Origin of the sequence: Psychroflexus sediminis (assembly GCF_900099815.1) — a bacterium.
GTDB classification, from domain to species: domain Bacteria; phylum Bacteroidota; class Bacteroidia; order Flavobacteriales; family Flavobacteriaceae; genus Psychroflexus; species Psychroflexus sediminis.
Genome location: NZ_FNCW01000004.1, coordinates 78,435 through 99,109 on the forward strand (window position 1 = coordinate 78,435; position 20,675 = coordinate 99,109).

The 20,675-nt window shown below is 36.7% G+C and carries 25 protein-coding genes; 17 read left to right on the forward strand and 8 right to left on the reverse strand.

All coding sequences use genetic code 11. From position 1 onward, the window contains the following. The first annotated feature begins 160 nt into the window (after nt 1-160). Genes ribD through BLP81_RS04755 form a run of 3 tightly spaced genes read left to right on the forward strand, consistent with a single transcriptional unit; the run spans nt 161 to nt 2,677 of the window. Nucleotides 161-1,204, forward strand: a complete 1,044-nt coding sequence (gene ribD, locus BLP81_RS04745) for a bifunctional diaminohydroxyphosphoribosylaminopyrimidine deaminase/5-amino-6-(5-phosphoribosylamino)uracil reductase RibD (RefSeq protein WP_093366340.1) — start codon at nt 161-163, stop codon at nt 1,202-1,204. Next, complete coding sequence (locus BLP81_RS04750) at nt 1,197-1,805, forward strand: HAD family hydrolase (RefSeq protein WP_093366343.1); 609 nt, start codon at nt 1,197-1,199, stop codon at nt 1,803-1,805. The genes ribD and BLP81_RS04750 overlap by 8 nt, the downstream gene beginning before the upstream one ends. Next, nucleotides 1,802-2,677: an EamA family transporter gene (locus BLP81_RS04755; RefSeq protein ID WP_093366346.1), complete on the forward strand. Its 876-nt coding sequence runs from the start codon at nt 1,802-1,804 to the stop codon at nt 2,675-2,677. The genes BLP81_RS04750 and BLP81_RS04755 overlap by 4 nt, the downstream gene beginning before the upstream one ends. Here BLP81_RS04755 and BLP81_RS04760 read toward each other — a convergent pair. The 4 genes from BLP81_RS04760 to pepE form a co-directional block, all read right to left on the reverse strand. Further along, nucleotides 2,645-3,226: a phosphatase PAP2 family protein gene (locus tag BLP81_RS04760; protein ID WP_093366349.1), complete on the reverse strand. Its 582-nt coding sequence runs from the start codon at nt 3,224-3,226 to the stop codon at nt 2,645-2,647. The two genes, BLP81_RS04755 and BLP81_RS04760, sit on opposite strands and share 33 nt — an antisense overlap. Continuing rightward, nucleotides 3,226-3,528, reverse strand: coding sequence for a Sec-independent protein translocase subunit TatA/TatB (locus tag BLP81_RS04765; RefSeq protein WP_093366352.1), 303 nt, complete (start codon nt 3,526-3,528; stop codon nt 3,226-3,228). The genes BLP81_RS04760 and BLP81_RS04765 overlap by 1 nt, the downstream gene beginning before the upstream one ends. A gap of 66 nt (nt 3,529-3,594) precedes the next feature. Beyond that, nucleotides 3,595-4,509: a glutaminase gene (locus BLP81_RS04770; RefSeq protein WP_093366354.1), complete on the reverse strand. Its 915-nt coding sequence runs from the start codon at nt 4,507-4,509 to the stop codon at nt 3,595-3,597. Nucleotides 4,510-4,512: 3 nt separating this feature from the next. Then, a complete protein-coding gene (gene pepE / locus BLP81_RS04775) occupies nt 4,513-5,211 on the reverse strand; it encodes a dipeptidase PepE (RefSeq protein WP_093366357.1) in 699 nt (232 codons plus the stop codon). 103 nt (nt 5,212-5,314) lie between these two features. On the opposite strand from pepE, the gene BLP81_RS04780 reads away from it, so the two are divergent. The 4 genes from BLP81_RS04780 (at nt 5,315) to BLP81_RS04795 (ending at nt 9,694) form a co-directional block, all read left to right on the forward strand. Next, entirely contained in the window at nt 5,315-6,094 is a 780-nt protein-coding gene (locus tag BLP81_RS04780; protein WP_093366359.1) for a hypothetical protein, read from the forward strand. Nucleotides 6,095-6,158: 64 nt separating this feature from the next. Beyond that, nucleotides 6,159-6,851 carry a hypothetical protein gene (locus BLP81_RS04785; protein ID WP_245686411.1) on the forward strand — a complete coding sequence of 231 codons (693 nt, stop codon included), beginning with the start codon at nt 6,159-6,161 and terminating at the stop codon, nt 6,849-6,851. Further along, nucleotides 6,848-7,357 carry a DUF6702 family protein gene (locus BLP81_RS04790; protein WP_093366365.1) on the forward strand — a complete coding sequence of 170 codons (510 nt, stop codon included), beginning with the start codon at nt 6,848-6,850 and terminating at the stop codon, nt 7,355-7,357. Before BLP81_RS04785 ends, BLP81_RS04790 begins: the two co-directional genes overlap by 4 nt. A 12-nt stretch (nt 7,358-7,369) precedes the next feature. Further along, on the forward strand, nt 7,370-9,694 hold the full coding sequence (locus BLP81_RS04795) for a M1 family metallopeptidase (RefSeq protein ID WP_093366371.1): 2,325 nt from the start codon (nt 7,370-7,372) through the stop codon (nt 9,692-9,694). 51 nt (nt 9,695-9,745) lie between these two features. Here the strand turns inward: BLP81_RS04795 and BLP81_RS04800 are convergent, their stop codons facing one another. Genes BLP81_RS04800 through BLP81_RS04815 form a run of 4 tightly spaced genes read right to left on the reverse strand, consistent with a single transcriptional unit; the run spans nt 9,746 to nt 13,707 of the window. Beyond that, the gene (locus tag BLP81_RS04800) at nt 9,746-10,615 is read right to left on the reverse strand and encodes a diacylglycerol/lipid kinase family protein (protein ID WP_093366374.1); all 870 of its coding nucleotides are present in this window, start codon (nt 10,613-10,615) and stop codon (nt 9,746-9,748) included. Beyond that, nucleotides 10,615-11,547 (reverse strand): phosphatase domain-containing protein, encoded by a 933-nt coding sequence (locus BLP81_RS04805; RefSeq protein WP_093366376.1) that lies wholly within the window; start codon nt 11,545-11,547, stop codon nt 10,615-10,617. Before BLP81_RS04805 ends, BLP81_RS04800 begins: the two co-directional genes overlap by 1 nt. Nucleotides 11,548-11,550: 3 nt before the next feature. Next, complete coding sequence (locus BLP81_RS04810; RefSeq protein ID WP_093366378.1) at nt 11,551-12,876, reverse strand: MFS transporter; 1,326 nt, start codon at nt 12,874-12,876, stop codon at nt 11,551-11,553. 9 nt (nt 12,877-12,885) lie between these two features. Beyond that, nucleotides 12,886-13,707, reverse strand: a complete 822-nt coding sequence (locus BLP81_RS04815; RefSeq protein WP_093366380.1) for a M48 family metallopeptidase — start codon at nt 13,705-13,707, stop codon at nt 12,886-12,888. Nucleotides 13,708-13,825: 118 nt separating this feature from the next. On the opposite strand from BLP81_RS04815, the gene msrB (BLP81_RS04820) reads away from it, so the two are divergent. The 10 genes from msrB (BLP81_RS04820) to map all read left to right on the forward strand — a co-directional run bounded on the left by msrB (BLP81_RS04820) (nt 13,826) and on the right by map (nt 20,504). Further along, nucleotides 13,826-14,308 carry a peptide-methionine (R)-S-oxide reductase MsrB gene (gene msrB, locus BLP81_RS04820; protein ID WP_093366383.1) on the forward strand — a complete coding sequence of 161 codons (483 nt, stop codon included), beginning with the start codon at nt 13,826-13,828 and terminating at the stop codon, nt 14,306-14,308. Between the two features lies 1 nt (nt 14,309). Continuing rightward, entirely contained in the window at nt 14,310-14,708 is a 399-nt protein-coding gene (msrB, locus tag BLP81_RS04825; protein ID WP_093366386.1) for a peptide-methionine (R)-S-oxide reductase MsrB, read from the forward strand. Further along, nucleotides 14,705-15,235: a hypothetical protein gene (locus BLP81_RS04830; RefSeq protein ID WP_093366389.1), complete on the forward strand. Its 531-nt coding sequence runs from the start codon at nt 14,705-14,707 to the stop codon at nt 15,233-15,235. The genes msrB (BLP81_RS04825) and BLP81_RS04830 overlap by 4 nt, the downstream gene beginning before the upstream one ends. 143 nt (nt 15,236-15,378) lie before the next feature. Beyond that, nucleotides 15,379-15,927 carry a ClpP family protease gene (locus BLP81_RS04835; protein WP_093366392.1) on the forward strand — a complete coding sequence of 183 codons (549 nt, stop codon included), beginning with the start codon at nt 15,379-15,381 and terminating at the stop codon, nt 15,925-15,927. A gap of 2 nt (nt 15,928-15,929) precedes the next feature. Next, nucleotides 15,930-16,373, forward strand: coding sequence for a GNAT family N-acetyltransferase (locus BLP81_RS04840; protein WP_093366395.1), 444 nt, complete (start codon nt 15,930-15,932; stop codon nt 16,371-16,373). A 1-nt stretch (nt 16,374) separates the two neighbouring features. Further along, the gene (locus BLP81_RS04845) at nt 16,375-17,121 is read left to right on the forward strand and encodes a M15 family metallopeptidase (RefSeq protein ID WP_093366398.1); all 747 of its coding nucleotides are present in this window, start codon (nt 16,375-16,377) and stop codon (nt 17,119-17,121) included. A 51-nt stretch (nt 17,122-17,172) separates the two neighbouring features. Continuing rightward, nucleotides 17,173-18,693, forward strand: coding sequence for a 2,3-bisphosphoglycerate-independent phosphoglycerate mutase (gene gpmI / locus BLP81_RS04850; protein ID WP_093366401.1), 1,521 nt, complete (start codon nt 17,173-17,175; stop codon nt 18,691-18,693). Further along, a complete protein-coding gene (locus BLP81_RS04855; protein ID WP_245686412.1) occupies nt 18,690-19,253 on the forward strand; it encodes a TlpA family protein disulfide reductase in 564 nt (187 codons plus the stop codon). The genes gpmI and BLP81_RS04855 overlap by 4 nt, the downstream gene beginning before the upstream one ends. 9 nt (nt 19,254-19,262) lie before the next feature. Then, entirely contained in the window at nt 19,263-19,685 is a 423-nt protein-coding gene (locus tag BLP81_RS04860; protein ID WP_093366404.1) for a BT0820 family HAD-type phosphatase, read from the forward strand. Beyond that, nucleotides 19,686-20,504 carry a type I methionyl aminopeptidase gene (gene map / locus BLP81_RS04865; protein ID WP_093366407.1) on the forward strand — a complete coding sequence of 273 codons (819 nt, stop codon included), beginning with the start codon at nt 19,686-19,688 and terminating at the stop codon, nt 20,502-20,504. It abuts the gene before it with no gap. Nucleotides 20,505-20,675 lie beyond the last annotated feature (171 nt).

Below are 20,675 nucleotides of genomic sequence, written 5' to 3' on the forward strand. Positions count from 1 at the left end.
CTATACCTGCTGGCAAAATTAAATGATTTAAAAGTTGCAGGTACATCTATTTAAAAAATTAAATTTAATACTTATGAACTCCAAAAAAATAAACAGTATAAATTTTAAAAAGTAGATAAAACCTGAGTTGAATGCTTAAGTCTTTTTCTATTTTTACACGGTGAATACAAATGAATTTTATATAAATAGATGCCTGGAGTTGGCAAAAAATGGGTTGGGAACCACATACCCAAATCCACTTGTGGGTTGTGTTATTGTTCATAACAACCAAATTATAGGTGAAGGCTGGCACATACAGGCAGGTAATGCCCATGCCGAAGTAAGAGCCATACATGCTGTTAAAGACCAGTCGTTGCTGAAAAACTCTACGCTTTATGTTACGCTCGAACCTTGCAGCCATTATGGTAAGACACCGCCCTGCAGTGATCTTATCATTGCCAAAAAAATTCCTAATATCGTGATTGGAACCCTAGATCCCTTTGCGAAAGTTTCTGGCATGGGTATCAAAAAATTACTAGCTGCTGGAAGAAATGTTGTCGTGGGTGTTTGTGAAGAAAAATGTGAACTTTTGAACAAGCGCTTTTTTACCTTTCACAGAAAAAAAAGACCTTACATCATCTTGAAGTGGGCAGAAACTAAGCACGGTTTTATCGCTCCTGTTGATCAGAAAAAAGATGTGATTTTCTGGATTACCAATGCCTATTCTCAGCAGCTTGTACATAAATGGAGAAGTGAAGAACAGGCTATTTTAATAGGAACCCAAACGGCTAGGATGGACAATCCAAAACTGAATATCAGGCATTGGACAGGAAAAAATCCTACGCGTATAGTCCTGGATAAATCCTTAAAATTGCCAAAACATCTATCGGTAATGGATACTTCGCAGCCCACTGTCGTGTTTCATCACAGCAACTTAACAGCTGAGAACCAGAAAAATTTAAGCTTTACCCCTCTGGATTTCGATAGCGACACACTGCCGCAAATCTTGGATAAGCTGCATCAGCTCGAACTTCAATCTGTCATCATTGAAGGCGGAAGCAGGACTTTACAGAGTTTTATAGATGCAGGATTATGGGATGAAGCCAGAGTTTTTAAGGCTCAGAATGAAATTGATAAGGGCATAAAGGCACCGGTATTAAACAAAGAAGCCTCTCGTACAACTGAGATAGAAGGCGATCAACTGAATTACTTTTACAATGATTAAAACCATCATATTTGACTTCGGAGATGTATTTCTCACTCTGGACAAATCTGCGACTACCAAGCATTTAAAGAAGCAGGGGATTTCTGAATTGGATTCTGAGACCCTCAAAATCAATGAGTCTTATGAAAAAGGATTGATTTCATCCAATGAATTTATCCAGCACTATACTGAAAAATTCGACGGGCTTTCTGATGAAAAATTCAAGAAGGCCTGGAACTCAATTTTAATTGACTTTCCTTTAGAACGGCTTGATTTTTTGAAAAAATTAAAAACCAACAAGGCTTACAAAATAATTTTACTCAGCAATACAAACGAGCTTCACATCGACTGGGTGAAGGAACATGTTTCAGTTTTCGAGGAGTTTAAATCCTGTTTTGATCGGTTTTACCTCTCGCATGAAATTAATTTTAGAAAACCCGACAAATCTATTTTTGAATTTGTTTTGAAGAAGAATGATTTAAAACCAGAGGAAACTTTATTTATAGACGACACCTTAGAACACATCCTGACAGCACAGCAACTGGGCATTCACACCTGGCATCTAAAAGCGGGTCAAGAAGAAGTGTCTCAATTATTTTCTAAAAAAACGGATTTGTTTTGATAGCCTTAATCCTAAGTATTTTATCCTCCAGCGCAATTTATATCGTTTTCAAGCTCTTCGGCAAGTATAACATTACAACGCTAAACGCCTTAATTGTCAATTATTTTATAGCCTTTGTGCTCGGATTCATGCTCCAGGGAAATTTTTCTGTTGAGGGAGTTTGGTCAGTTACATCCAAAGATTGGTTTTACGGCTCTATGGCTTTAGGTGCCATGTTCATACTGGTTTTTTCACTCATGGTAATCACTACTCAAAAAGGAGGAATGTCTGTGGTCTCCGTAGCCAGCAAAATGAGTGTAGCTATACCCGTGGTTTTTGTAATCTTATATTATAATGAATCGCTTGGAGTATTAAAAATTATAGGGATTATTATGGCTCTAATGTCGGTCTACCTGGTATCGGTGAGAAAGAAAGACGGCTTAAGCATAGATATGAAATACTTTATTTTTCCTTTGCTTGTATTTTTAGGCAGCGGGATTATAGAAAGCAGCATTAAATTTCTAGAAAACACCTATGTCCCGGAGGACGAAGTTTCTCTTTTTTCTGCCATTACCTTTTTCTTTGCTTTTGTGACTGGACTTATAGTTTTTGGACTTAGAAGACACCTTAACAAACCGGGTTTTAAATCAAAAGATGTAATAGGTGGATTTCTCCTGGGTATACCAAATTATTTTTCTATTTACTTTTTTATTCTGGCGCTAAGAATACCCGGACTTGACAGCTCAAGTATTTTCATCATCAACAATGTTAGCATTGTATTGCTTTCCACTATTCTGGGTATCATCTTCTTTAGAGAACGGGTGATTACCAAAAACTGGGTAGGAATCGGTATGGCAATTCTAAGCATTATCTTGATAACTTATACTCAGTAATTTTTTTTCGGAAGCTTCATAAAGCTTAGAACAAATTATTGCGATTAGTGTTCCCACAAAAGCTCCAACGATGACATCACTCGGAAAATGAACACCGACAAAAATCCGGCTTAATGAAAAAAGAACGGGCCAAATAAAAATGAAGCCAAGGTATTTATATCTAGATTTTAAAACGAGATAGATAAATACAGTGGCTGCGAATGAAGTTGAGGCATGGCCGGAAAAGAAACTAAAATTGGTAGGTTCGTAAAGGATTTTGAGATTAGCCATGATATCTTCGGTGAGATTTGGTCTGTTTCTCTGCACCAAAAATTTTGTGAGTTCCGTAAGCAAATGGGTAAAACCTACGCTGATCAATAAAACTAAAACTCCTAAAAAGCCTTTTCTATAGTCAACTTTATAAAAAAACAGCAGCAAAAGAAAAAAATAAAAAGGCAACCAATGTTTGGTATAGGTGATAAATGACCAAAAAGAATCCAAGCCATCAGGGCTCAAATTATTTAAAAAAACCATCAACTCCCAATCCCAAAGAAAAGGATTAAACTCCATTAAAACCTTCTTTTAATCGGACCAATAGCATCTTCAACCTCATCTTTTAACTTTGAAGTTTTATCGTCTAAAGTTCTGGTCTGATCTTCAACTTCTTTTTTAATGTCAAAATCTAAGTTATGGTCTTTCTTTTGCTTGGTGATTTCAGTTTTGATTTCATCGGTAGCGTGTCGGAAAGACTTCATTGTTTTTCCAAAAAACCTAGCGATTTCCGGAATTTTATCAGCACCGAAAACCATTATCAGAATAAATAGGATAAAGACGATTTCTGCGCCACTAATAAAAAGAGGTAAAATTATCATGCTGCAAATATACTGGTCTGTTTGTTAACAGCGAAACATAAAATTTTAAAACTTACAAAAGACTTTTTAGAAAATTGAAAAACCCGTAAGTGTGGTAAGCCGTTCTAAAACTTTCATTCCTAAGGCAGAATTTCCTTTCTCGTTCAGCATTGGACTCCAGACCGCTACGGCATATTTTTCCGGATGTACTGCTACAATACCGCCGCCTACCCCACTTTTGCCTGGTAGTCCTACTCTAAAACTAAACTCTCCGGCTTCATCATAAAATCCGCAAGTCTGCATGATGGAGTTGACACGCTTGACACTCTGCTTGTCTATCACTTTTTCTCCGGTCTGAAAATGTAAGCCTTCATTGGCAAAAAGCATAAATGCTTTGGAGAGCTGCTCACAATTCATGGCAAGAGAACACTGATAAAAATAAAATTCCAGGACTTTGTCTGTGTCATTTTCAATATTTCCAAGGGATTTCATGTAATTGACCAGGGCCTTGTTCCGGTAACCATGACTTCTTTCACTTTTATAAATCGACTCATCATAGAAAATATCATCATCTCCACAAAGTTTGCGCACAAACTTCAACAGATCCCGCTTTGGATTATCCAAAACAGACAATAGAGCATCTGCTACTACAATAGAGCCCGCATTAATGAACGGATTTCTTGGTATTCCACTTTCTCTTTCCAGTTCTGTTAGAGAATTAAAAGGTGTTCCCGATGGCTCAACATCTACGCGTTTCCACAAATCTCTCCCCAGCAATTCTTTGGCGATGGTCAGGGTAAAGACTTTGGAAATACTTTGTATAGAAAATTTTTCCTGGCTGTCTCCAAATTGAAACGAATCTCCATTTTGACAATACAGGTAAACCCCAAACTTAAGGGGATCCACTTTTGCCAGTTCTGGGATATAGCTCGCTACCTTACCCATTTCGTCGTCAGGTGAAAATTCTTTTTGAATGACATTTAAGATCGCTTGATAATCCATTTTTTAAAATTTAATAGGTCTATTTGGATTTAATTCATAGGCTTGTTTTCCGGGTTCAAAAATCCTTGCTGGCAATGCGCCTTCTAATGTGATTTCTAAATTATTGATTTTTATCCAGCTGCCTTCCCGAAGACCTATAACAATTTCGGAATTTAGAGTTTGAAACTCTTTAATTCGAGTTTCTCTTGTCTCTCCTTTGTGGGTTGAAGACATGTCTGCATCCAAATAGTGTGGGTTGATGTTAAAATCCAAAATTCCTAAGGCTTGAAAAGAAGGCGGATATACAATTGGCATATCGTTGGTCGTTTGCATGGATACTCCACAAATATTGCTTCCGGCACTGGTCCCAAGATATCTTGCTCCATGCTCAATGCTCCTTTTTAAAGTCTTCATCAAATCGAGCTCGTGCAGTTGCTTGACTAATAAAAAAGTATTTCCTCCACCTACAAAAATGGCTTTAGCTTCTGAAATTGCCTGTTTCATGTCTGAAAACTCATGCAGACCTTTCACAGATTTCACGCAGGATTTTAAGCCCTGCGAAGCTTTTGCGGTGTAATCTTCATGAGAAATTCCTCCAGGTCTCGCAAAGGGAATAAACAAAACTTCTTCACTATCATGGAAATGATTCTTCAGAGTCGGTTTTAAATAGTCTAAATACGAACTTCCATGAACAGTGGATGTACTGGCGATAATGGCTTGCATAAAACAGGAACTTTAGTTGAATTGAACTCAGTTAACATAACTTTAGTAGCAAAATTAGGATTGCGTATCTGAATTTTTAAGTAGATTGTACAAAAAATAACATATGAGACTTATCTCTACCTTTATCCTGCTTTTTTTAATTCAAAACCTGACTGCGCAAATAGACAATAGAGTTTTTGTAGCCGGAGAAGTGATTGTTCCATTGGATGGTGAAGCTTCTCAAATTGAGATTATCAATCAAAATTCAAAACAAGGGACAGTAACTAATGAATATGGTCAATTTGGAATCCCAGTAAGAGAGGGAGATAGACTGAGATTTGAATCTATTCAATATCAAAATTTCATTGTTATTATCGACGAAAATATTATCAATAATAGAAAGTTCACCGTCAAAATCAATGATGAAATTAATACTTTGGATGAAGTCATCGTAAGACCATACGATCTTGAAGGAAATATTGAAGTAGATGCTAGAAAGGTAAAAACTAATTTTTATGCGGCACCTGAAGCAGAAACCGTGATTAATGAATATGAGGGGGATCAACCTTACATCAGGTCACAAACCTTAACTGAGAATTACACTACAGAACAGCGTTTTATTAAAGACGGGCTTAATATCGCCAATATTTTCAGAGCCATCTTGTCCTCCAAAGAAGTTGCTGAAGACCACAGGCTTCCAAAAAACGTTGACGTTATGGTAAGAAAGATGTATAAAGATTCTTTCTTTAAAGAAAACCTAGATATTGATGAAGACCGTATAAACGAATTCATCTTTTTCGTGGAAGACCAAGGACTCACCAAAAATATGCTTCAGAAAGGAAATGAATTAGATCTTATAGGATTCCTTGTGGAAAAGTCGAAAGAATTTAAAGCTAAAGATTAATTTGAAGAGGCTCCTTTTTCTAGTTCTGATTTCACCTTGCCTTCTAACGGCTCAGGACAGCTTTTTGAAAGGTCGGATTTATGCAGATTCAATTAGTGACTACCAGGTAAATGTGATCAATATCAACCAAGAAATTGGCAGCGTATCCAATCCCGACGGTAACTATGAAATAAGAGCCCGTATTGGAGATTCGATTTTGTTCACCTCCTTGCAACACAGAACTTATATTCTGCAAGTCGAAGAAAACAATTTAAAAACCTCTACGTCTATTTTTTTAGAAATGCAGATAAATGAACTTCCTGAAGTAACTATCAACCAATATGATTTAACTGGAGATTTAAGTCAGGATATTGCTCAAGTTCAAGTTGATTTTATTGATCAGAGGCAATTTGGTTTTGGTGTTCCAAGACAATTAGATAAAATAGATAGAGAGATTTATACCGCGAGTACAAGTTCTGGTGGTATTCCTTTAGCTCCGTTGATCAACTGGATGAGCGGTGAAACCAAGATGCTTAAAAAAAGAAAGGAAAACGCTATTGTTCAATCCAATAAAAATAAGGTACTGAGAAAAGTAACCCCTGATCTTATCACTAAAGATTTAAGTATACCAAAGGCATATATAGAAGATTTCGCCTATTTTTGCGCCGAAGATCAAAATACAATGTCTATCGTGAATCAAAATGATCCTTTAGCCATGATAGATGAACTCAAACTTAAAGCTATCGCTTACCTGAAATTAAAAGACATTACCGAATGAAATTTTTTACAAGCCTGATCCTTTGGTTAACACTGACTTCCGCAACGACAATTTATCACGAATTCTATCTCAGTGTAACTGACATTACTTATATCCAGAAAGAAAAAAGTCTCCAGGTTATTTCCAGGGTTTTTATAGATGATTTTGAGGAGGTTCTCAACAAAAGATATGACAAGGATTTTAAACTTATTCCAAGTCTGGAAGTCGAAGAAATAGATGTTTACATTGAAAAGTACCTTAGGGATAAATTCAGTTTAGAAACCAAAACCGGAGCATTGGATTTCAACTATCTTGGAAGAAAATATGAAGACGATATGATATATCTGTTTTTAGAAGTTGAAAACTTAGAGTTTTTTGAAGCCTTAAGAGTCGAAAACTTAATACTGACTGATTTATTTGAAGAACAAAAAAACATGATTCATTTCAAATCTGATAATTTCAAAAAAAGTTTTATCCTTGAAAAAGATATTTCAAAGCGAACCATTAATTATAACACTAAATTATAACACGTACTCCTTATGAATTTGATTAAATACACAAGTCTTTTATTATCTGTTTTTGTCTTATCCATTTCCGGATATGCTCAGGAACAGCAAAAAGAAGAAAAGCAAACAGGCCATACCAATCAAAACAAGTTTAAACAACTTTACGATGAGTTTGCCACTCCCAATGTTTACAGAACAGCCTCTGGTGCTCCAGGACATCAATATTATCAAAATACCGCAGACTATGAGATGGATATCATTCTGGATGATGAAAACACGATGCTTTACGGAAAGGAAACCATTACTTACACCAATAATTCACCCAATAAACTAGACTACCTATGGGTGATGCTGGATCAAAATGTTAGAGCAAAAGACAGCCCTTCTAAGGAAAGAAACAGCAGCGAATTTGCTCCTGTTACTCCCGCAGGCAGCTTTGTAAGTTCCTATATGGAGCCCGCTTTTGACGGTGGTTTTAATATCAAAAAAGTACATCAGGATGGAGAGCCTCTGCCTTACACTATCAATTATACGATGATGAGAGTGGATTTGGAAGAACCACTTATGCCCGGTGAAGCCTTCGAATTTTCTATTGAATGGGACTATTTAATCAACAACCACACAGTAAACGGAGGACGCTCTGGTTATGAGTATTTTGAAGAAGACGACAACAGAGCTTACGTGATGGCACAGTTTTTCCCTAGAATGGCTGTTTACAATGACAAAGAAGGATGGCAGAATTATCAGTTTTGGGGAAGTGGTGAATGGTCTTTGCCTTTTGGAGACTATAAGGTAACAATTACCGTCCCGGAAGATCACATTTTGGATGCTACCGGAAAACTCCAGAACAGAGACGAAGTCTTCAGTAAAGTCATGATGGAACGCTACGAAAGAGCAAAAGAGACTTATGATGAGCCAGTGATCATTGTCACAGAAGAGGAAGCGATTGCCAATGAAAAAAGGAATGCTACCAAAACTAAAACCTGGGAATTTGAAGCTGAAATGGTAAGAGATTTTGGTTTTGCAACCTCAAGAAAATTTATTTGGGATATGATGGCTGTGAAAGTTGGTGACAAAGACGTCATGGCTGTATCTCTTTATCCCAAAGAAGGTAACCCGTTATGGGAGGACTGGTCAACAAGAGCGGTGGCGAGTACTTTGAAAACCTATAGTGATTATACTTTTCAATACCCTTACCACAAAGCCATTTCGGTTCATGCCAAAAGCCAGGGAATGGAATACCCTATGATTTGCTGGAATTACGGAAGACCAAACGAGGAAGGCTTTGTTTCAGATCGTGTTAAATTTGGTATGATGAGTGTTATTATTCATGAGGTTGGACATAATTTCTTTCCTATGATTGTGAATAGTGACGAAAGACAGTGGGGATGGATGGACGAAGGTCTAAACACCTTTATGCAATACCTGGCAGAGCAAGAATTTGCAGATACTTATCCTGAGGTCTTACAAGGTAATGATCAGGTTTATGAAAAATATCCTTCAAGACGTGGTGAACCTTCCAAAATCGTAAATTATATGAAGGGAAATCAAGAATACATCTCGCCCATTATGACCAATCCGGAGCAGGTTTATCAACTTGGCAACAATGCTTACGGGAAGCCAGCTACAGCCTTAAATATTTTAAGAGAGACTGTTATGGGTCATGATTTATTCGATTATTCTTTTAAAACCTTTGCTCAAAGATGGAAATTCAAACACCCAACTCCTGAAGATTTCTTCAGAACAATGGAAGATGCTTCAGCAGTAGAATTGGATTGGTATTGGAGAGGCTGGTTCTATACCACAGACTATGTTGATATAGGCGTGGAAGATGTCAAAACCTATTTCTTGACCAGCAATCCTACAGTAGAAGGCAAAGCTCTTTTAGCAAGATATGGTATTGATGATCCCGAAAATGATCCGCGTACAGAGGATGCTGTTTATTTGCTAACTGAAGATAGTGAGAGTTTCGAGGCTTCCATGAAAGAAGGTGACCCTTTAAAGAATGCTCCAAAGCTTCGTGAGTATTTAATGGATAACTTCACTCTAGATCAGATTGAAGCTATGAAAACCCCTAAACATATTTATGAAATCACCTTCAACAAGCCAGGTGGTTTGGTGATGCCGATTATCGTAGAATTTCAGTATGCAGACGGAACTTCAAAAATGTTCAGGTACCCTGTTCAAGTCTGGAGAAAAAATGACTCTGAAGTCAAAAAAACGGTCCTGTCTGAAAAAGAAATCGTAAAAATAGTCGTGGATCCAAATCAGGAAACTGCAGATGTAGATACATCAAACAATGTTTGGCCAAGAGAAAATATAACAAGTGAGTTTGAATCTTTTAAAGAAGGGCAATAAAGCAACACATTTTAGTATCAAAAACGCCAGCTCAATTGAGCTGGCGTTTTTTTATTGAATAAACCTCAGTGCTTTTGATAATACTTTAATATGAAATTCTGTAAACTCCTCCACCACTTCGCCATCAATTTGGAGTAATTTAGGTTGTTTTAGTTTTACGGTGGCTGTTTTAGCTTGTATGGTTTCCAGATTTTCTATTTCATATTCGTCATCAAATTTGGATAAAGCCCCTTTCAATAAGTCTGAAAAGTCAATCGCTTTTACCACCACAAATTCGAATAAGCCATCGTCCATTTTACCAACAGAATTCAACGGAATGCCTGTGCCGAATTTTTTACCATTACAAATGGCTAACATTACTCCTTTTCTCTCATACTCCTTTTGGTCTGTTTTAATATCAAACTCAAAGCTTTTTAGATTTTTAAATTCTGACCAAAAGTGCCTGGCATAAGTAAACATGCCCCGGCTTTCATCTTTATCGTAATTTGCGACCAGGTTCGCATTAGCTCCAATATCTCCTAAATGAAGTAATAAATGGGAATCGTTTATCGAAAGAACATCCAGGGATTTAGTCTTTTTAGAAGTTATAAATTTTATCAGCAAATCCTCTATAGAATCTGTCAGGTCCAGCTCCACTGCCATCCCGTTAGCAGAACCCATTGGTATAAAGCCGACTTTAACATTATGCTTGATCAGAGGTTTCAAAAACATATTTAAAGTGCCGTCACCTCCGGCAATAATCACTTTTTCAGGAGAATAAATGTCAATCAATTGATCTAATTCCTCACAATCCTTATCCCCTGTTGTTTTATACAAATGGTAATCAATCTTCGATTTTGACATCGCCCGCTTGGCAAAATCAAGGAAGTCGGATTTGTTTATATCCCCGGAGACGGGGTTAATGACTAATAGAATTTCCATCATATGAGTCTTAAAGATTCTTCTAACTTTTCAATTTCATCATTGATATCGTCATCATCTTGAAAATACATACAATCCACGCCTGTATCCTGGAGTGTTTCCCATTGTTTCGTCTGCTTTTCGTTTACTGTAAATGTAGTTTGTCTGATGTAAACTTTAATAATCCTATCCTTATAAAGATTAACAACTTCAGTATATACATCCATATCTCTCTGGGTATCATCCCCCATTAAAATAAATTTTTTATCTGGTAAATTGGAAATGAGCTGATGAAGGAAATCCTGTTTATGTTTACCTTTTTTGGGCTTAAACAGGGCTTTAAACTTAAGATAAGAGGTTAAAAACAAAGGACCACTGGGAATTTCTCTGGCTCTAAAAATGGCCGTTATTAATCCAAACAAGTTGCTTTCACTCTTGGATAAATAAGCTATTCTGAACTTATTTTCGTCGAAAAAATCTAGTAAAGCATTACTGAATAATATCTTGTTTCTACGTTTTGGTCTTTTGAATAAAATCGTTAAAATTCGCTTTAAAGCTGAGGCGGTATGCGAGTGAATCACTGTATCATCTATATCAGAAATGATTTCTATGGGAGTAGAGTGCTTTTTGAAATAATAAGGGTGTACTTGATCAATGCTGAGCAGGTTTTTCGTCTCATCATATATTTTGAAATCATCAAGATTTCCAATCGGTAAGATTTCAAAAAAATAACCCCTTTTATTGGTTTCCACGCTAAAAGTCTGGTCTTGCGTCTCAATAGAAATACGCTTTCTTTTGTAAGCTTTTTTTCGATAAGAACTCAGCACATTCCACGCATTGGCAAGAATCGAACGTGGTGATTTATCAATAGCAGTCTCATTTTTCAGGACAGTGCCAGTCACCAGGACTTTATCTTTTAATTCTACTGCTGTAAGGTGCCAAAGAAATGCCATACGTTAGGTTTTGATTTTCATTTTAAGTCTAAAAAGTAAGAAAATGCCACCGGCAAAAAAAAGAATTAAAAATAAAATAGCATTTCTAATGCTGCCCGTCACCTGCGCAATAAATCCGTACATGAACATGCCGATTACAATCCCTATCTTTTCGGTAACTTCATAAAAACTAAAAAAAGAGGCGGTGTCTTTTTCATCTTCCGGAATATACTTGGAGTAAGTTGACCTGGACAAAGACTGAATACCTCCCATAACCAGCCCAACAAAAAAAGCGGTGATGTAAAATTGAAGGGGTTGCGTAATAAAAAACGCATAAATACAGATCCCTATCCAAATTAAATTAATGGCGATCAGAATATTGATATTTCCGAACTTCCCCGCAAGTTTAGAAGCCGCATTTGCTCCAACAATTGCAACAAGTTGAATCAAAAGAATGCTCACTATAAGTCCTGTAGTTGACCCTCCTTCTGCCCACTGTATTTCGCCTACACCAAAGTAGGTGGCAATCAGCATAATGGTCTGTACCGCCATGCTGTATACAAAAAAGGCCTGAAGATAAGGCTCAAAGCCAAAGGAAGATTTTATTTTTTTGTAAGTGGTTTTTAATTCTCTGAAACCATTCAGTATTAAATCTTTGGTTCTCGCCTTTCCTTTTCGGTTTCCTTTGGGCAAATAGGCGTAAGTATACTGGCTAAAGCCTATCCACCAGATTCCTGTCAAAATAAATGAGAGACGGGTAGGAAGCGATTCACTTTCAAATCCAAAGGTATCGTAAAACAGGATTAAAACAAGGCAGATAAGAAGTAGAATAACACTGCCTATATAGCCTAATGAAAATCCTTTTGCAGATGCTTTATCCTGTTGATCTCTGAAGGCGATATCCGGCAAATACGAATTGTAGAAGACGATACTTCCCCAAAATCCAACTAATCCAAAAAAATAGCAGATCAAACCAAACCACAGATTATCGATAGAAAACCAGAATAAACCCATGCAGGCTGTAGCGCCTAAATAATTGAAAAACTTCATGAAATTTTTCTTGTTGCCGATATAATCTGCCATACCCCCAAGAAGTGGACTCAAAACAGAAATAAGGATAAAAGCCAAACCGGTCACATAACTGATTAGCGCATCATTATTTAAACTGTAGCCTAAGAAGTGTACGGTATCGTTTACAACAATCCCCTGATCGTTTTTAACAAGAGTAAGTGCTCCGTAGTAGATAGGAAAAATAGCTGAACTAATGACTAAGGGATAAACAGAATTAGCCCAGTCGTAAAACGCCCAGGCATATATAAGTTTTTGATGTCCCTTTTTTAGAGAGTTCATTTTCAAAACTTAATTTTGAAAAGAAGTCACTCCATATTTTGCAGCTGTCCGTTTTGCATCATCAACCCAATCCTGTAGATTCTCTATACGCTCATTATAAGAAGGGTGTGTACTCAGAAATTCGGGAGGCCCTGCACCCTCAGAAGCATCCTTCATTCGCTGCCAGAGGTCTACAGCCTCTTCAGGATTATAGCCGGCAATAGCCATCAATTTTATTCCAATCCTGTCTGCTTCTGTTTCATGTTTTCTACTAAAAGGCAGCATAAATCCTACCTGAGATCCTATCCCGTAAGCCGTTGCAAAAAGCTGCTGACTTTCCTGATCGTCACCTAATGCAAGCATACCCACAGCACCTGCAGCCTGCTGTATCTGCCCAGCACTCATGCGTTGCTGACCGTGATTAGCTAGCGCGTGAGCCACCTCATGACCCATAATTGCCGCTACTCCAGCCTCATTTTTGGCCACCGGCAAAATACCTGTATAAAAAGCCACTTTACCTCCGGGCATAGCCCAGGCATTTTTTTGATCATCTTTTATTAGGCTAAATTCCCATTTGTAATTATCGGTGTAATTCGGATATCCATTTTCATTAAGCCAACGTTCGGCAGCATTGGCTATTTTGAAACCTACTCTTTGAATCATTTGAGCCTCTTCGCCTTCTTTGACGACATCGCTTTCCTCCAAAACTTTATTATACTGCTGAAAAGACATCGGTAAGATTTGTGAGTTCGGAACCAATGCCAGGGTGCTTTTTCCTGTAAACGGATTAGTACCACAACTTACAATAATGAACATTAATAAAAAACTGGTATAGAATTTGAACTTAGACATAATATTAATTTTTACCAAAACTAATCATTATATAGAACTTTTAATTTGAGATGTGATTGATTTGTGAAAATTAGATGCTTTTATCTGATTAAGTTTTAATTTTAAAAAAATATATACTATGAAACACGTTTCGTTAATTCTACTCATGATTCTTTTTATTTCCTGTAAATCTGAAGCTCAACAAGAAGAAGCTTCAAAAAAGTTTGAGGTTCAAAAAACAGCAAGCGAATGGGAAGCAGAACTTACAGATGAAGAATACAAGGTTTTAAGAGAAGCAGGTACAGAACCGCCTTTCTCAAGTCCTTTAAACAAGGTTAAAGAACCTGGCACTTTTGTTTGTGCTGCCTGTGGCAACCCGCTTTATAAAACCAAATATAAATTTGACAGTGGTACTGGATGGCCAAGTTTTGACAGAGCTATCGAAAATAGTGTCGTATATAGTTCTGATATGAAGTTAGGCTATGAGCGTTCAGAATTGCTTTGTGCAGATTGTGGCAGTCATTTAGGGCATGTCTTCAATGACGGACCTGAAGAAACTACAGGAATGAGGCATTGCATCAATGGCGTGGCTCTAGACTTTACACCAAAAGAAAAATCGTAATATGACAGATAAAAATAAAATGACAGAACAAGACTGGAAAGAAAAACTCTCTGAAAAAGAATTTCACATTTTAAGAGAAAAAGGGACCGAACCTCCGCATTCTGGCAAATACAATACCCATTTTGAAGACGGTAAATACTACTGCAATGGCTGTGGCGAACTCCTGTTTGACAGTGCATCCAAGTTTGAAAGTAATTGTGGATGGCCGAGTTTCGACAGTTCTGTTGAAGGGGCCATCGAATATAAAAAAGACACCGCTTTTGGAATGATTCGTACTGAAATTCTATGTTCCAACTGCGGTGGACATATTGGTCACATTTTTGAAGATGGTCCTACTGACACCGGGAAGCGCTACTGCGTCAATTCCCTTAGTATTAATTTTAAAAATCAAGACTCATGAAAAAAATAAGTTTATTACTCGCCCTCATTTTAGTTATAGTTAGCTGTGAAGGTGAAAGGGGTCCTATTGGCCCTCCTGGCCCTATAGGAGAGCCTGGTGAGGCCTTAATAGGAACCATCCTGGAAATTGAAGGTGATTTTACAGCTGAAAATGGCTACTCGTTCCTTTATGAATTTCCAACAAGTGAAGTTGTCGTTTTCGAAAGCGATGTCGTTCAAGTCTACCTCTTGGAAGAAGTTATAAATGACAATGGCGACTTCGTAGATGTTTGGACTCCATTACCAAATAGTTTTTTCTTTAGCGATGCTAGCCAACTGGTCTACAATTACAATCATACGTTTTTTGATGTAAATCTTTTTCTAGACGGAAACGTGGACTTCAAAACAGTTTCAAATGATTTTCTTCTGAATCAGGTATTTAGAATAGCTATCATACCCGCCGCATTTGCTGAAAAAAATCCTAACTTAACCAGTTACGAAGCACTTATGCAAGCTATGCCCGATGCTAAAGTTTTGAAGATAGATTAATTATAAAATTACTTTTTAAAAGGCCTTTTTACAAGGCCTTTTTTAATATCCCAAAGAATCAGTTTAGTGTTTCGTTAATACTCTTCAAATTATAGGTTTCCTTTAAGAATATAATTTTAATTTTACACTCCAAAAAAAATATTATGAGCGATAAGTCAGGAAAAGTTCAAGATCTTATAGATAAAAAGTTTCTAGAGCAGAGAAAAGTTTTTCTTAACGGCCAAGTAGATGGTAAAAGTGCTAAACACATCATTGATAGATTGATGTATCTGGACATGGAAAGCGAGGATGAAATTCAATTTTACATCAATAGTCCTGGTGGATACGTAACCGATGGATTTGCAATTTATGATACTATGAAATCCTTGAAGAGTCCAGTTTCTACAATATGTAGCGGTTTGGCTGCCTCTATGGGTTCTATTTTGATGTCGGGTGGTGAAAAAGGAAAACGTTTCATACAACCTCATGCAAAAATAATGATTCATCAACCTATGGGAGGAGCTCGAGGACAGGCTTCCAATATTGAAATCCAAGCACAGGAAATTTTGAAAATTAAAGAATTAAGTGCTCAAATACTCGCAGATAATTGCAATCAAAGCTTCGATAAAGTGATGAAGGATTTTAAACGCGATTACTGGATGAATGCTCAAGAATCACTGGATTACGGTATTGTAGATGGAATTCTTTCCTAAAGGTGTCTATAGAAATTAAATATATATCTTCTCGTGAAACCATAGACTTAAGGTATCTTGTTTTAAGACAGGGAAGGCCTAGAAGTACCAGTCACATGGAAGGTGATGATTCAAAAAGCACCAAACACATTGGTGCTTTTATGGGTTCTAGATGTGTCGGTATTTTAAGTTTATTTCTTTCAAGAACAAACAAACTTAAAAGTCATTCTCAATACCAATTGAGAGGAATGGCTGTAGAACCTCAATTTCACGGTCAGGATATCGGCAGAAAGCTTGTCCTTTTTTCTGAATGTGAACTTAAAAAAATGAATGTTGAAATGCTCTGGTGTAACGCCAGAGAAATTGCAGTTGGTTTTTATAAAAAACTGAATTTCGAAATTATTTCAGATCAATTTCATATTCCGGAGGTAGGTCCGCATGTTTTGATGTACAAAAGATTAAGCTGACATGAAACGAAAAAGATTTTTAAAGACTTCCATTTTAGCTGGGATTGGTTCTCAACTTCAATTAAATTCAGAATTATTTAAGCTATTTGAGTTTGAAGATATCAAAATTGAAAATCTTCTGGGTTTAAGTCAGTCGCATTTAAAATCAGAGTTTATTTTGCTGGAAGAGGATACCTTTAAGGCGTTCTCTTTGATGAAATCTTCAGCTCTAGAAGATGGCATCACTTTAAAAATCGTTTCAGGCTACAGGAGTTTTGAGCAGCAAAAAGAAATTTGGGAATGGAAGTTTAAGCAGCTTACAAAAACAAAAGCTCCAATTCAAGCTATTTCAGAAATAATGACCTACTCCTCTATTCCAGGAACTTCCCGACATCACTGGGGTACAGATATAGATTTGATTGATGATTCAGTCATAGTACCAGAAGGTGATTTGCTTTTGGAAAAACATTATCATGGTAATGCGCCATTTTCTAAAATGAAATCATGGATGGAGAAAAACAGCAGTGATTTTGGATTTAGACTGGTTTATACCAGGGATGATACACGAACAGGTTTTAATTACGAACCCTGGCATTATTCTTATGCTCCAAAAGCTAAACTGTATCTTGACTTACAATCTAGTGAGAAGTATAGAAAAGCATGGAGAAATCTGGAATTTAAGGGGAAATCTTATATGACAGATTCCTTTATGGATTCTTATTTTAAAAACTATGGATTTGGAATCCATCCCAGTTTAATGCCTTCTTAAACGCAATAGCGTATCTATCAATAATTCTTATTTTAGCAAAAAATAAATTCTATGGGCAAAAAAGTCATATTAACGATTCTGGATGGTTGGGGAATTTCTCCTTCTAAAGATATTTCGGCAGTGGATCAAGCCAGGACTCCTTTTATGGATAGCTTATATAAAAAGTATCCACATGCGACTTTAAGAACGGATGGATTAAATGTAGGATTGCCTGAAGGACAAATGGGGAATTCTGAAGTCGGTCATATGAATCTAGGTGCGGGTAGAATTGTATATCAAGATCTTGTAAAAATCAACAGGGCAGTAGAAAAAAATACGCTTAAGGATGAACCCGCCCTGGAGCAGGCCTTTGATTATGCTAAAAAAAACGATAAAGCAGTACATTTCTTGGGGCTGGTAAGTGACGGTGGGGTGCATTCTCATATCAATCACCTCAAAGGACTTGTATCAGCTGCTCAAGACTATGGTATTTCAAAAAAGTATGTTCATGCCTTTACAGATGGAAGAGATGTGGATCCTCATTCCGGGAAAGGATTCATCGAAGAATTGATCCCGCATTTTGAAAAAACAGATACCAAATTAGCTAGTATTATAGGGAGGTATTACGCTATGGATAGAGATAAGCGCTGGGAAAGAATAGAAAAAGCATATGACCTCATTGTAAAAGGGGAAGCAGAAACTTTTACTGAAAATCCACTAGAAGTTTTACAGAAAAGCTATGATGACGGAGTTTCAGACGAATTTATAAAGCCAATAGCTGTCACATCCCATGGAGAACCCCTTGCTAAAATCAATAAAGGCGATGTTGTGATTTTCTTCAATTTCAGGACAGATCGCGGAAGACAACTTACACAAGCATTGAGTCAGCAAGATTTTCCTGAATATGACATGAAGTCCCTTCCTTTGTATTACGTCACTATGACCAAATATGATGATAGCTTCAAAAACATCAATGTGGTTTATAAAAAAGAAAATATCAAAGCAACACTGGGAGAAGTTTTGGAATATACTGGGAAATCTCAAATTCGAGCTGCAGAAACCGAAAAATATCCACACGTTACCTTCTTTTTTTCTGGGGGCCGGGAAGAGCCTTTTAGGAATGAAAAGCGCATTATGGTCAGTTCGCCAAAAGTGGCTACTTATGATTTGCAGCCGGAAATGAGTGCCTATGAGCTTAAAGATAAACTGGTAAAAGAAATCTCAGAACAAAGCGGAGATTTTATTTGTTTGAACTTTGCCAATCCTGATATGGTAGGCCATACAGGAGATTTTGATGCGGCAGTAAAAGCTTGTGAAACTGTGGATGAATGCCTTAAGGAAGTGGTTACAGAAGCCGAGAAAAAAGATTATTCCGTAATTGTCATTGCAGACCATGGAAACAGTGAAACCATGGTCAATGAAGACGGTTCTCCAAATACGGCGCATACGACGAATCCAGTTCCTTTCATCTTGGTGGATAAAGATGTCGTATCTATTAAAGACGGTATTCTGGGAGATATTGCGCCTACCATTTTAGATTTAATGGGTATTGAAAAACCAGAACTTATGACTCAAAACTCGTTATTAGCATGAGAAAATCAATGACCCTATTCATGATTCTAAGTCTTTGTCTGGGAATTTCTAGTTTTATTCCTTCTGAATTTGAAGACTATAGTAAAGCAGGACTTCAAGATTATAAACTTATGCTTGGTGAATTCAAACTAGAAGATTTGAAATCCACAGTCAACAAATCCTGGTTCGAGTCTGGGTATGAAAATTATACGCCTAAGGCTAAAGTTGTAGATCAAATAAAATCAGAATTGGCAACTAATGATTTTCATATTTTAGTATATATGGGGACTTGGTGTACAGACAGCAGAAGAGAATTTCCGCATTTGGTAAAAATTCTAAATCAGGCTGATTTTAACCTCAATAACTTAAGCATTGTAGGGGTAGACCGAGATAAAGTTGTACCTGACATGACTGAAGAAAAAAGAAAAAAACTCAATATCATAAATGTTCCAACCATTATCGTTTACGATGAAAATGGTCAAGAGATTAATCGCTTTGTTGAATTTCCCCAGGAATCTTTAGAAAAAGATCTTCTTAAAATTTTCTCAGGGGAAGATTATAAACACGTTTATGATTTCTAATATTACCCTATGATTTCATCCAGAAGACCCATTTTAGCTATTGACTTTGATGGAACTATAGTAGAAAATAAGTATCCTTCTATTGGTAAACCCATATTGTTTGCCTTTGAAACTCTTCATAAGCTTCAGGAAAAAGGATTTGTTCTCATTCTTTGGACATACAGAAGTGGAGAAAAATTGAAAGAAGCCGTAGAGTTTTGTAGAGAGCATGGTATAGAGTTTTATGCCGTCAACAAAAGTTATCCAGAAGAAGATTATACAGATGAAATCAGCAGAAAAATAAATGCTGATATTTTTATTGACGATAGAAATGTTGGCGGTTTTCTAGGCTGGGGAGAGATTTACAAAGAATTGCTGGAAGAGGATAAAGAGCTAGAAAAATTGAAAAATCAGAAGAAAGGATTTTTTGAATCCCTATTTAAAAAGTTATAAATGATAATTACTAAGACCAGAGAAGAATTAAAGCTCATGCACGAAAGTGCGCAGATTGTCTCGAAAACCCTCGGGATGATTGCAAAAGAAGTAAAGCCAGGTGTTACAACCTTGCATCTCGATAAATTAGCAGAGGAATTTATAAGAGACCATGGAGCTGTTCCGGGATTTTTGGGTCTTTATGATTTTCCAAACACCTTATGTGTAAGTCCAAATGCACAAGTTGTTCATGGTATCCCAAATAATAAACCCTTAGTAGAAGGAGATATTGTCTCCATAGACTGTGGGGCTGTAAAAAATCAATATTACGGTGATCATGCTTACACTTTTGAAGTAGGTGAAGTTGACGATGATGTGAAAAAACTTATCAAAGTTACCAAAGCGTCACTTTACAAAGGAATTGCTCAATTTGTAGAGGGAAATAGGGTTGGAGATGTTGGTTATGCCATCCAAAAATATACAGAACAGCACGGCTATGGAGTCGTCAGAGAACTTGTAGGACATGGTTTAGGAAAAACAATGCACGAAGATCCTCAAATGCCCAATTATGGAAAAAGAGGAAGAGGCAAGAAATTTGTGGAAGGCATGACAGTTGCCATTGAACCTATGATAAATATGGGAACCAAACGCATAAAACAATTACCTGATGGATGGACAATTTTAACTTCAGATGGTAAGCCAAGCATCCACTTTGAACATGATGTGGCTCTGATAAACGGACAACCGAGACTGCTTTCTACTTTTGACTATGTACACGAAGCCTTAGGCATAAAAACCGATGAAGAAGACCCATTTAGGCTTGATATTTCTTTGTTATGATATAGTGAATACGACGTAGTGAAAAAAAAGACTGAATCTAAATCTGTCTTTGCTTTGTCATTAGCAAAACCTTATACATTTCCCAATAAAATTTAAACTTAAAAATTTATCTCAAATTATTTTAAGCTTATTTGTTTAAGTTTTAACTTCGTTTTTTAAACAAAGTATGAT